Raw genomic sequence first — 11506 nt, forward strand, 5'->3', positions numbered from 1 at the left:
CGCCCGATCACGATCCGATCCGAAATCAGGCGGCCTTGCCGCGCTTCTTCAGCAGTTCCAGGATCTCGGCGGCGGCCTTGGGGATGTTGGTCCCCGGGCCGTACACCGCCGCCACGCCGGCCTTGTACAGGAAGTCGTAGTCCTGGGTGGGGATGACGCCGCCGGTCACCACCAGAATGTCGCCGGCGCCCTGCTTCTTCAACTCGCCGATCAGCGAGGGGACCAGGGTCTTGTGGCCGGCGGCGAGCGACGAGGCGGCGACGATGTGCACGTCGTTCTCGACCGCCTGGCGGGCGGCCTCCTCCGGGGTCTGGAACAGCGGGCCGATATCCACGTCGAAGCCCAGATCGGCGAAGGCGGTGGCAATGACCTTGGCGCCGCGATCATGGCCGTCCTGGCCCATCTTGCACACCAGCATGCGCGGACGGCGGCCTTCGGCCTTGGCGAAGGCCTCGATGTCGGCCTTCAGCTTGGCGAAGCCCGCATCATCCTTGTACACGCCGCCATAAACGCCCGAGATGGTGCGGTTGACGGCGCGGTGACGGGTGAAGGAGGCTTCCAGGGCGTCGGAAATCTCGCCCACGGTGGCGCGGGCCCGGGTGGCCTCCACCGCCAGGGCCAGCAGGTTGCCCTCTCCCGATTCGCCAGCCTTGGCCAACGCGGCCAGGGCGGCATCGCACTTGGCCTGGTCGCGGGTCGCCTTGATCTGGGTGAGGCGCGCGATCTGGGATTCGCGCACCTTGGCGTTGTCCACGTCGAGAATCTCGATGGGGGTCTCTTCCGCCGGCTGGTACTTGTTGACGCCGACCACCACCTCTTCGCCCCGGTCGATGCGGGCCTGACGCCGTGCGGCGGCCTCCTCGATCTTCATCTTGGGCATGCCGGATTCCACGGCCTTGGTCATGCCGCCCAGCTCTTCCACTTCCTGGATCAGCTTCCAGGCTTCCTCGGCCAGGGCGTTGGTCAGGCTTTCAACGTAGTACGAGCCGGCCAGGGGATCGACCACATGCGGAATGCCGGTCTCTTCCTGGATGATCAGCTGGGTGTTGCGGGCGATGCGGGCCGAGAACGGGGTGGGCAGCGCAATGGCCTCGTCGAGCGCGTTGGTGTGCAGCGACTGGGTGCCGCCCAGCACGGCGGCCATGGCCTCGATGGTGGTGCGGACGACGTTGTTGTAGGCGTCCTTCTCGGTGAGGCTGACGCCCGAGGTCTGGCAATGGGTGCGCAGCGCCATGGAACTGGCCTTCTGCGGGTCGAACTGCTTGATGATGCGCGCCCACAACAGGCGGCCGGCGCGCATCTTGGCGATCTCCATGAAGAAGTTCATGCCGATGGCCCAGAAGAACGACAGGCGGCCGGCGAACTCGTCGATCTTGAGGCCGGTACCCAGGGCGGCGCGCACGTATTCCAGGCCGTCGGCCAGGGTGAAGGCCAGCTCCTGCACCGCCGTGGCCCCGGCTTCCTGCATGTGGTAGCCGGAGATGGAGATGGAGTTGAACTTGGGCATGTTCTTCGAGGTGTACTCGATGATGTCCGCGATGATCCGCATGCTGGGCGCCGGCGGATAGATGTAGGTGTTGCGGACCATGAACTCCTTCAGGATGTCGTTCTGAATGGTGCCCGACAGCTGGTCCTGGGAGACGCCCTGCTCCTCGGCGGCGACGATGTAACCGGCCAGGACGGGCAGGACGGCGCCGTTCATGGTCATGGAGACGCTCATCTTGTCCAGCGGGATGCCGTCGAACAGAATCTTCATGTCCTCGACGGAATCGATGGCGACGCCCGCCTTGCCCACGTCGCCGACCACGCGGGGGTGATCGGAATCATAGCCGCGATGGGTGGCCAGATCGAAGGCCACGGAAATGCCCTGCTGGCCGGCGGCGAGGTTACGGCGATAGAAGGCGTTGGATTCCTCGGCGGTGGAGAAGCCCGCGTACTGGCGCACGGTCCAGGGCCTGGCGGCATACATGGTGGCGCGGGGGCCACGGGTGAAGGGCGGGAAGCCGGGCAGCGAGCCCAGATGCTCGAGGCCTTCCAGGTCGGCGGCGGTATAGAGCGGCTTGACCTTGATGCCTTCCGGGGTCTCCCACTCCAGGGTCGAGGGCGAGGCGCCCTTCAGATCCTTCGACGCCAGGGTTTCCCAGTCGGCAACGCTCTTCTTCGGGAACTCGCTCATGGTTCCTCTCCCTTCAATTCTTAAAAAGCCGCGCCGCGCATCAGATAGGAGGCGCCAAATTCATCCAACGACTTCAACCCGGCAACCACCGGGCCCAGGGTCCGCACCAATCCGTCGGTCAGGCCGTAGACCCAGGAATGGACCTCCAGGGACTGGCCGCGCTGCCAGGCGTCCTGGATGACCGGCGAGCGGCACAGGTTGCGCACCTGCTGCATGACGTTCAGTTCGCACAGCCGGTCGATCTGGGCCGACTCGGTGGGCAACATGTCCAGTTCGTGCCGGTGGCACTCGCAGATGTCGCGCACCGGGCGGATCCAGTATTCGGTGACGCCCAGCCGGGCATCCTGCAAGGCCGCCCGCACTCCGCCGCAGCCGTAATGGCCGCAGACGATGATGTGCTCCACCTTGAGCACGTCGATGGCGTATTGCAACACCGACAGGCAGTTCATGTCCGCATGGTGAACCTGATTAGCCACGTTGCGGTGAACGAACACCTCGCCGGGTTCCAGGCCGACGATCTCGTTGGCCGGAACCCGGGAATCGGCGCAACCGATCCAAAGATATCCCGGGTTCTGCTGCTCTGCCAGATGGGCGAAGAAGCCGGGCCTTGAACGCTCCGTCTCCTTGGCCCAGGCCTTGTTATTGGCCAGCAGGCGGTCGATCCCCGGGATTTTACTCATGAGGCGAACTCGATGATTTTCTGGTCCACCGCCAGCGAGTCGCCCGCCGCCGCGTGGGTCTTGGCGATCTTGGCGTCGCGCTCGGCCTTCAGGATGTTCTCCATCTTCATGGCCTCGACCACGGCCAGAGCCTCGCCGGCCTTGACCTCCTGGCCGTCCTCGACCAGCAGCTTGACCAGCAGGCCGGGCATGGGCGACAGCAGGTACTTGCTCATGTCCGGCGGCGCCTTGAACGGCATCAGCTTGTTCATGCGCGCCGCGTGCGGGGTCAGAACCAGCACGTCGGCGCGCGACCCGGCATGGGCCAGACGCAGGCCCGAACCGGCCCGCTCGATCTGTACGGCCACGGCGCGGCCGTCGACCACGGCCCGGAACAGCGGCTCGCCGATCTGCCAGTCGGTCTTGACGTCCACCGTCTCGCTGCCGATGGTCACGGCGTAGCCGTTCTCGGCGGGGCGCACGGTGATGTCGTGGTACTGGCCGCTCATCACCACCACCCACTCGTCGCCGGCCCTCATCTCGTGGCCGGGGAACTGGCCGGAGATGCGGATATCGCGCTCGGCGATGCGGCGGTTGGCGCTCGCGGCGACGGCGATCAGCACCGTCGGATCATCGGCGGGCAGGTCGTTGGCGTGGAAGCCGTTGGCGTATTCCTCGGCGATGAAGTTGGTGGTGAGCTGGCCCTTGACGAAGCGTTCCTTGGAGAACAACGAGGCCAGGAAGGGGATGTTATGGGACAGGCCACGGATGTGGTACTCGTCCAGCGCCTGACGCATGTGGGCGATGGCGGCGTCGCGGGTCGGGCCGTAGGTGATCAGCTTGGCGATCATGGGATCGTAGAACATGCTGATCTCGCCGCCCTCGTAGACACCGGTGTCTACGCGGACGTGCTGGCTTTCGGCCGGCGGCTGGTAGCGGGTCAGACGGCCGGTCGAGGGCAGGAAGTTGCGGAAGGGGTCCTCGGCGTAGACGCGGGCCTCCATGGACCAGCCGTTCAGCTTGACGTCGTCCTGGGTGATGGCCAGCTTCTCGCCGGCGGCGACGCGGATCATCTGCTCGACCAGATCGAGGCCGGTGATCATCTCGGTCACCGGATGCTCCACCTGCAGACGGGTGTTCATCTCCAGGAAGTAGAACTCGCCGGTGGCGCCGCCGACGATGAACTCCACCGTACCGGCCGACTTGTAGTTGACGATGCGGGCCAGGGCGCAGGCCTGCTCGCCCATGGCCTTGCGGGTCTCGGGCGTCAGGAAGGGCGACGGCGCCTCTTCGATGACCTTCTGGTGGCGGCGCTGGATCGAGCACTCGCGCTCGCCCAGATACAGAGTGGTTCCCTGGCCGTCGGCCAGCACCTGGATCTCGATGTGGCGGGGCTGCTCGATGAACTTTTCCACGAAGACGCGATCGTCGCCGAAGCTGGTCTTGGCCTCGTTGGTGGCGCTGGTGAAGCCCTCATGGGCCTCGGCGTCGTTCCAGGCCAGACGCATACCCTTGCCGCCGCCGCCGGCCGAGGCCTTCAGCATGACGGGATAGCCGATTTCACGAGCGATCTTCACCGCCTCGTCGGCGTCCTTGATGACGCCCAGATAGCCCGGCACGGTGTTGACGCCGGCCTCGCGGGCCAGCTTCTTGGACTCGATCTTGTCGCCCATGGCGAAGATGGCGTGGGCGTCGGGGCCGATGAAGGCGATGCCCGCCTTGCCCAGGGCCTCCTGGAACTCGCGCTTTTCGGACAGGAAGCCGTAGCCGGGATGGACGGCCTGGGCGCCGGTCTGCTTGCAGGCGTCGACGATCTTGTCGATCACCAGATAGGACTGGGCCGAGGCGGCCGGGCCGATATGCACGGCCTCGTCGGCCATGGCGACGTGGAGCGCATCCTTGTCGGCGTCGGAATACACCGCCACCGTCTTGATGCCCATCTTGCGCGCGGTCTTGATGACCCGGCAGGCGATTTCGCCGCGGTTGGCGATCAGAATCTTGGAGAACATTGGCTTCTTCCCCTCGTGGCCCGCGCTCTTGGCGGGCAGACCGTTTCATTCACCACGAAGACACGAAGGTACGAAGAAAAACAAGAAGGTCCAAATGGCGCGCCGGGCGCGCCTTAAGCCGTTCTTTTTCTTCGTCCCTCCTTCGTGTCTTCGTGCCTTCGTGGTTAAACCAATTCGCCGTCAGAGCGGAATGTTGCCGTGCTTGCGCCACGGATTCTTGACGTCCTTGTCCTTCAGCATGGCCAGCGAGCGGCAGATGCGCTTCCTGGTGTTGCGGGGCATGATGACGTCGTCGATGAAGCCGCGATGGCCGGCAATGAAGGGATTGGCGAACTTCTGGCGGTATTCCTCGGTGCGCGCCGCGATCTTCTCGGCGTCGCCGATATCGGAGCGGAAGATGATCTCCACCGCGCCCTTGGGGCCCATCACCGCGATCTCGGCGGTCGGCCAGGCGAAGTTGACGTCGCCGCGCAGATGCTTGGAGCTCATCACGTCATAGGCGCCGCCGTAGGCCTTGCGGGTGATGACGGTGATCTTCGGCACGGTGCACTCGGCGTAGGCGTAAAGCAGCTTGGCGCCGTGCTTGATGATGCCGCCGTATTCCTGGGATGTGCCGGGCAGGAAGCCGGGCACGTCCACGAAGGTGACGATGGGAATGTTGAAGGCGTCGCAGAAGCGCACGAAGCGGGCGCCCTTGATGGAGGACGAGATGTCCAGGCAGCCGGCCAGCACCATGGGCTGGTTGGCGACGATACCCACCGTGCGGCCTTCCATGCGGGCGAAGCCGACGATGATGTTGCCGGCATAGCCGGGCTGCACCTCGAAGAAGTCGCCCTCGTCCACGACCTTGAGGATCAGCTCCTTCATGTCGTAGGGCTTGTTGGGATTGTCGGGGATCAGGGTGTCGAGGCTGGCCTCGATGCGCTCCGGCCCGTCGCTGGTGGGGCGCACCGGCGGCTTCTCGCGGTTGGAGCTGGGCAGGAAGTCCATGAAGCGGCGCAGTTGCAGCAGCGCCTCCACGTCGTTCTCGAAGGCCAGATCGGCGACGCCCGACTTGGTGGAGTGGGTCATGGCGCCGCCCAGTTCCTCGGCGGTCACCGTCTCGTGGGTGACGGTCTTCACCACGTCCGGGCCGGTCACGAACATGTACGAGCTGTCCTTGACCATGAAGATGTAGTCGGTCATGGCCGGGCTGTACACGGCGCCGCCGGCGCACGGGCCCATGATCATGGAGATTTGCGGCACCACGCCCGACGCCATGACGTTGCGCTGGAACACCTCGGCATAGCCGGCCAGCGAGGCGACGCCTTCCTGGATGCGGGCGCCGCCCGAATCGTTGAGGCCGATGACGGGGGCGCCGACCTGCACCGCCTTGTCCATGATCTTGCAGATCTTCTCGGCGTGCGCCTCGGACAGCGAGCCGCCGAACACGGTGAAGTCCTGGCTGAACACGAAGACCAGACGGCCGTTGATGGTGCCGTAGCCGGTGACCACGCCGTCGCCGGGGATCATGTTCTCTTCCGAGTCCATGCCGAAATCGGTGCAGCGATGCTCCTTGAACATATCCCATTCCTCGAAGGAATCGGGGTCGAGGAGAAGCTCGATACGCTCACGCGCCGTGAGCTTGCCGCGCTTGTGCTGGGCGGCGATGCGCTTCTCGCCACCGCCCATACGGGCGCCTTCCCTCTTTTCCTCGAGCTGCTGAATGATTTCGTGCATGGACGCGGGCCTCCGGCGGGCAGAGTGACATTGGCGTCGGGTGTATTCGCAAAGCCATGCCTTAGGCAACAGGAGTCGCGGGGAAAAGGGCGGTGTTGCGAAGGTCTTCGCAACCGTGACCTGTGAATTTGCTAAGGTTGCGAAGATGCGCCGGGGCGGCTATAACCTAGGTTTATGAACAAGAAGCTGTTCCTCGGCTACAAGCTCCGGCGCCTGCGCGACGGCAAGAAGCTGTCCCAGGCGGCGCTGGCGGCGCTGCTGGAGGTGTCGCCCAGCTATCTCAATCAGATCGAGAACAACCAGCGCCCGCTGACGGTTCCGGTGCTGCTGCGCATCGCCAAGGTGCTGGACGTGGACCTCGCCACCCTGGTGGAGGACGAGGAATCCCGTCTGGTCGCCGATCTGCGCGAGGCGCTGAACGATCCGGTGTTCGGTTCGGGCTCCATAGGCCTGTCGGAGCTTCGGAACGCCGCCTCGGCCTCGCCGGAACTGGCGAAGCGGGTGCTGACCCTGTACCAGACCTTCCGCCAGCTCGACGAGCGCATGCAGTCGCTGACCGAAAACCTGTCCACGGCGACGGGGGAGGGCAACGGGGAAGATCGTGGCGGCCACGCCCACTTCCCCTACGAGGAGGTCCGCGACTTCTTCTATTACTGCAACAACTACTTCGGCAGCCTGGACGAGGCCGCCGAGGCGCTGGTGGAGGCCGAGGGCTTCCGCCTGGGCCAGATGCACAACGATCTGGTGGCCTATCTCGAGAACCGCCACGGTGTCCGGGTGCGCATCGTCGCCGAGGACGATACGGCGGGCATGCGCACTTTCGAGCCGGGGGCAGGCTCGCTGTCGCTGTCGGCGCTGCTGTCGGTGCCCAGCCGTACCTTCCAACTGGCCCATCAGGTGGCGCTGCTGGCCTATCACGAACTGATCGAGGAGGTGGTGGGGGGCGCCAAGCTGTCGTCGGACGACGCGCGGTCCATCTGCCGGGTCGGGCTGGCCAATTACTTTGCCGGCGCCCTGGTCATGCCCTACATGGCCTTCGCCGGGCAGGCCAAGGCGCTGCGCCACGACATCGAGCAACTGCAAAGCCGCTTCGGCGCCAGCTTCGAGCAGGTCTGCCACCGCCTCTCCACCCTGCAGCGCCCTGGGGCGCGCGGCGTGCCGTTCTATTTCGTCCGCGTCGACATGGCCGGCAACATCACCAAGCGCCACTCGGCGACGCGCTTCCACTTCACCCGCTTCGGCGGCGCCTGCCCCTTGTGGAACGTGCACGAGGCCTTTGCCCAGCCGGGCAAGATCCTGGTGCAACTGGCCCGCATGCCCGATTCCATCTCCTATATCTGCGTGGCGCGTACCGTGTCCAAGCGCGGCGGCTCGTACCTGCGCCCCGACCGCCATTTCGCGGTGGGCCTGGGCTGCGAAACCGCCTATGCCGCCGACGTGGTGTATTCCGCCGGCCTGGACCTGACCAGCGAGCAGGCCGCCGTGCCCATCGGCGTCAACTGCCGTATCTGCGAGCGCGACGATTGCCGCCAACGCGCCTTCCCGCCCATCGGCAGCCATATCAGCGTCGACGAGAACAACCGCTCGTTCGTGCCGTATCTGTTTGCGTGATGTGGGAGATCACGGGGCTTCCGCCCCGGCCCCGACCGGAAGGCTGAAGCCTCCCGGACCCTCCATCATTTTGCTTATCATTGCCCCGTCACCCCCGGGCTTGACCCGGGGGGCCACGTGGTCGCGCCACCTCTGACGGCTGAGGGACGCTATGGCGTGGATGCCCGGATCAAGTCCGGGCATGACGACATGGAAGATGTCAGCGCGGCTTTTTCAACACCGCGAAGGGTGAGTCCGACGGTTTTTCCGGCTGTATTTTCCGCCGGGGCTTCTTTCCCGTCCTGAACCCTTCGGCCGCCCGCACATAGCCCAGCCCCTCCAGCACGCTTTCCGTGGCGGCCGGTCCCAGGCCCAGGGCCGAGTGCATGGCGTGGTCGGGCTGGAAGGTTCCATGGTGGGCGCAGGCGCGGGCCAGGGCGGCGAAACGCTCCAGTACGTCGCGGCGGATGGCCACGCGGCCCAGCACACCGTAGCCCACCGCCTCGTAGAACGTCGTCGGCACGCCATCGGCCATCAGCACCGCCGGGCGGGGGCCGGGCACGGCGGGGGCGGGGGCTTCCGCGTGGACGCTCCACAGCAGGGCGCGCAAGTCCTGGGCCTTGGGCTTGAGCAAGGCGGGGATGTAGAGGCCGTGCCGCCCGACCCGGATGTCCAGACGGGCCAGGGCCAGGGAGTCTTCCTTGGACAGGGTCCGGACCAGACTTTCGCCGCCGGGCATGGAGCCCAGCCCCTCGGCCAGTTGGTGGGCCAGTCCCCGCGCCGGGCCCGACAGCGGCGCCTCGGCCAGCCGGAACAGCGACGGCAGGCGGGCGGCCAGCCAGGCCGGGACCACCTCGCCCAATCGGCGGCGCAGGCGCTCGCGGCCCTTGGGCGGCAGCAGGTCGCCCAAGGGGGCCTCCACCTGGGGATGAAGCGCATCGGCGCCGGGCGTCAGGCGGGCCAGGGGCTCGCCCCGCCATGACAGGCCGTCGGCGGTCAGGTCGAAGGCCTCGGGCGGGTCGGACAGGGCCTGGGCCAGACGGCGCTCCACCTCGGGCTGCAAGGCGCGGAGCGCGGCGGCCAGCATGGTGCGGGCGGCGGCTCCGGTCTCGGCCTTGTCCGCCTCGAAGCGGAAGCCGGCGAGGCGTCCCACATACTCGCCCTCCACCCGCACCTCACCTTCGGGCCGGATCTCGGCCTCCATGCCGTCGCCGTCGCGCATGCGCCGCACCAGCACGGCGGTGCGCTTGTCGACGAAACGGTTGGTCAGGCGCTGGTGCAGGGCGTCGGACAGGCGGTCCTCGACCCCCCTGGTCACCTCCTGCCAGTGGGCGGAATCGGCCAGCCAGTCGCCCCGGTGCGACACATAGGTCCAGGTGCGGATATTGGCGATTCTCTGGACGATGGTGTCCAGCTCGCCGTCGGTGCGGTCGATGCGCTTGATATTCTCGGCCAGCCAGTCGGTGGGCAGGCGGCCGGCGGGGGCGGCCAGATGACGGAAGATGCGGCCCAGCAGCCGGGTGTGGGACTCGTCCATCACCTTGCGGAAGTCGGGAATACGGCAGACCTCCCACAGCAGCCTGACCCGTTCGGGATGGTTGGCGAGGCGGGCCACCTCCTCGTCCTGGGCCAGGGCGGCCAGGGCCAACTGGTCGTCGGCGTCCCTGGCGCGCAGCAGGCCGGGCTTGTCCGGCGGCCGGTCCAGGCTGGACAGCAGCGCGGCCACCGAAGCGAAGCGCAGATCGGCATTGCGCCAGTAAAGGGTCTTCAGGGGATCGAAGCGGTGGTTCTCCACCTGCAGGGCGATCTCGGGGGCGATGGTTCCGGCATCCATGGTGGTGCCGAAGGTGCCGTCGTTCATGTGCCGCCCGGCCCGGCCGGCGATCTGGGCGATCTCGGCGGGCTCCAGCGGGCGGGGCGCCCTGCCGTCGAACTTGCGCAGCGCGGCGAAGGCCACATGGTCCACGTCCATGTTGAGCCCCATGCCGATGGCGTCGGTGGCGACGATGTAATCCACCTCGCCGGCCTGGTACATGCCCACCTGGGCGTTGCGGGTGCGGGGACTGAGCGCGCCCAGCACCACCGCTGCGCCGCCCCGGCTCCGGCGGACGAATTCGGCCATGGCGTAGACCTCGGCGGCGGAAAAGGCCACCACCACCGAGCGCGGCGGCAGGCGGCCCAGCTTCTTGGCCCCCACATGGGTCAGTTGGGAGAAGCGCGGCCGGCTCATGAACTCGACGCCCGGCACCAGCCGGCGGATCAGCGGCCGGATGGTCTCGGCGCCCAGGAACAGGGTTTCGGCATCGCCCCTGGCGTGCAGCAGGCGGTCGGTGAAGATGTGGCCGCGCTCGGGATCGGCGCACAACTGGATCTCGTCGACGGCCAGGAAGGCGACGCGGCGGTCCAGCGGCATGGATTCCACCGTGCAGATCAGCCAGCGCGGATGGGGCGGGACGATCTTTTCCTCGCCGGTGATCAGCGCCACGCTGGCGGCGCCTTTCAGCTTGACCACCCGGTCGTAGTTCTCGCGGGCCAGCAGGCGCAGCGGAAAGCCGATCATGCCGCTGGCATGGGCCAGCATGCGCTCCATGGCGAAGTGGGTCTTGCCGGTGTTGGTGGGGCCGAGAACGGCGAGGATGCGGGTCATGACTCGAATCGGTCTTGCATTGGGCGGGCGGTTGCTCTTATGGTCCGCCCCGGGAGATCGGCATGGACGGACCCGTCGCCAACCCGGTCAGGTCCGGAAGGAAGCAGCCGTAACGATTTCCGGTCCGGGTCGTGTCCGGTCTCCCACCCTTCCCAAATCATCAAGGCCCTCAGTCGCCGGGCGCTCGCGCTCGGCTTTCGCGGCATAAGCCGCGGCGGGTCTTGCCCTTGCCTCCTCGCCTTGACGGCTCGTCGGATTGGCGGTGGTCAGCCCGCCTCGGCGGCGGCGGCTCCGGCGGTGACGATGATGTCGCCGAATTCGCGCAGGAACACCGAGCCCTTGACCGTGCGCTGGATCAGCACCGAGCGGCGATCCTGGTCATCCACCTTGCGCTTGACCAGACCGAACTCGGTCAGGCGGTCGAGCGCGCGGGTGATGGCCGGCTTTGAGATGTTGAGCGTGGTGGCAAGGCCGCGCACCGTGTGGGGCGGCGGCGTGAGGTAGACGGTCAGCAGCAGCGCCATCTGGCGGGCGGACAGGTCGGGGGCGTCACGCCGGACACTTTCGACGATGGCTCCGCGCCAGAGGTCGAGAGCTTGCACCGGTTTCAGGGTAACGCCCATCATCCACTCATTCGTTGCGACGACGAAATCTTTTAGCCGAGGCGGGGCCGGCGGGCAATGGCTCATATGGCCCCCCGCCGATT

The 11506-nt window shown here is 66.8% G+C and carries 7 protein-coding genes and 1 other RNA gene; 2 read left to right on the forward strand and 6 right to left on the reverse strand.

Translation table 11 applies throughout. The annotated features are described in order from the left end of the window. Window positions 1-25 precede the first annotated feature (25 nt). The 4 genes from scpA to CP958_RS19200 form a co-directional block, all read right to left on the reverse strand. Window positions 26-2176, reverse strand: coding sequence for a methylmalonyl-CoA mutase (gene scpA, locus CP958_RS19185; protein ID WP_096703810.1), 2151 nt, complete (start codon window positions 2174-2176; stop codon window positions 26-28). Between the two features lie 20 nt (window positions 2177-2196). Next, the gene (can, locus tag CP958_RS19190) at window positions 2197-2856 is read right to left on the reverse strand and encodes a carbonate dehydratase (RefSeq protein WP_096703811.1); all 660 of its coding nucleotides are present in this window, start codon (window positions 2854-2856) and stop codon (window positions 2197-2199) included. Further along, complete coding sequence (gene accC / locus CP958_RS19195) at window positions 2853-4844, reverse strand: acetyl-CoA carboxylase biotin carboxylase subunit (RefSeq protein WP_096703812.1); 1992 nt, start codon at window positions 4842-4844, stop codon at window positions 2853-2855. The genes can and accC overlap by 4 nt, the downstream gene beginning before the upstream one ends. A 180-nt stretch (window positions 4845-5024) precedes the next feature. Continuing rightward, window positions 5025-6563, reverse strand: a complete 1539-nt coding sequence (locus tag CP958_RS19200; RefSeq protein WP_096703813.1) for an acyl-CoA carboxylase subunit beta — start codon at window positions 6561-6563, stop codon at window positions 5025-5027. A gap of 174 nt (window positions 6564-6737) precedes the next feature. On the opposite strand from CP958_RS19200, the gene CP958_RS19205 reads away from it, so the two are divergent. Next, the gene (locus CP958_RS19205; protein ID WP_096703814.1) at window positions 6738-8174 is read left to right on the forward strand and encodes a short-chain fatty acyl-CoA regulator family protein; all 1437 of its coding nucleotides are present in this window, start codon (window positions 6738-6740) and stop codon (window positions 8172-8174) included. Window positions 8175-8373: 199 nt separating this feature from the next. Here CP958_RS19205 and CP958_RS19210 read toward each other — a convergent pair whose 3' ends face one another. Next, window positions 8374-10800, reverse strand: coding sequence for a helicase-related protein (locus CP958_RS19210; protein ID WP_096703815.1), 2427 nt, complete (start codon window positions 10798-10800; stop codon window positions 8374-8376). A 50-nt stretch (window positions 10801-10850) separates the two neighbouring features. Here CP958_RS19210 and ffs point away from each other — a divergent pair. Beyond that, window positions 10851-10949: signal recognition particle sRNA small type (ffs, locus tag CP958_RS19215), an RNA gene on the forward strand. A gap of 117 nt (window positions 10950-11066) precedes the next feature. Here the strand turns inward: ffs and CP958_RS19220 are convergent. Next, entirely contained in the window at window positions 11067-11423 is a 357-nt protein-coding gene (locus tag CP958_RS19220; protein ID WP_096704186.1) for a MarR family transcriptional regulator, read from the reverse strand. Window positions 11424-11506 lie beyond the last annotated feature (83 nt).

It is taken from the genome of Magnetospirillum sp. 15-1 (genome assembly GCF_900184795.1).
GTDB lineage: Bacteria > Pseudomonadota > Alphaproteobacteria > Rhodospirillales > Magnetospirillaceae > Phaeospirillum.

Excerpts from the sequence above, each read along its gene's own strand:
- scpA (WP_096703810.1), bottom strand. The coding sequence starts at position 2,176 with ATGAGCGAGTTCCCGAAGAAGAGCGTTGCCGACTGGGAAACCCTGGCG.
- can (WP_096703811.1), bottom strand. The coding sequence starts at position 2,856 with ATGAGTAAAATCCCGGGGATCGACCGCCTGCTGGCCAATAACAAGGCC.
- accC (WP_096703812.1), bottom strand. The coding sequence starts at position 4,844 with ATGTTCTCCAAGATTCTGATCGCCAACCGCGGCGAAATCGCCTGCCGG.
- CP958_RS19200 (WP_096703813.1), bottom strand. The coding sequence starts at position 6,563 with ATGCACGAAATCATTCAGCAGCTCGAGGAAAAGAGGGAAGGCGCCCGT.
- CP958_RS19205 (WP_096703814.1), top strand. The coding sequence starts at position 6,738 with ATGAACAAGAAGCTGTTCCTCGGCTACAAGCTCCGGCGCCTGCGCGAC.
- CP958_RS19210 (WP_096703815.1), bottom strand. The coding sequence starts at position 10,800 with ATGACCCGCATCCTCGCCGTTCTCGGCCCCACCAACACCGGCAAGACC.
- CP958_RS19220 (WP_096704186.1), bottom strand. The coding sequence starts at position 11,423 with ATGGGCGTTACCCTGAAACCGGTGCAAGCTCTCGACCTCTGGCGCGGA.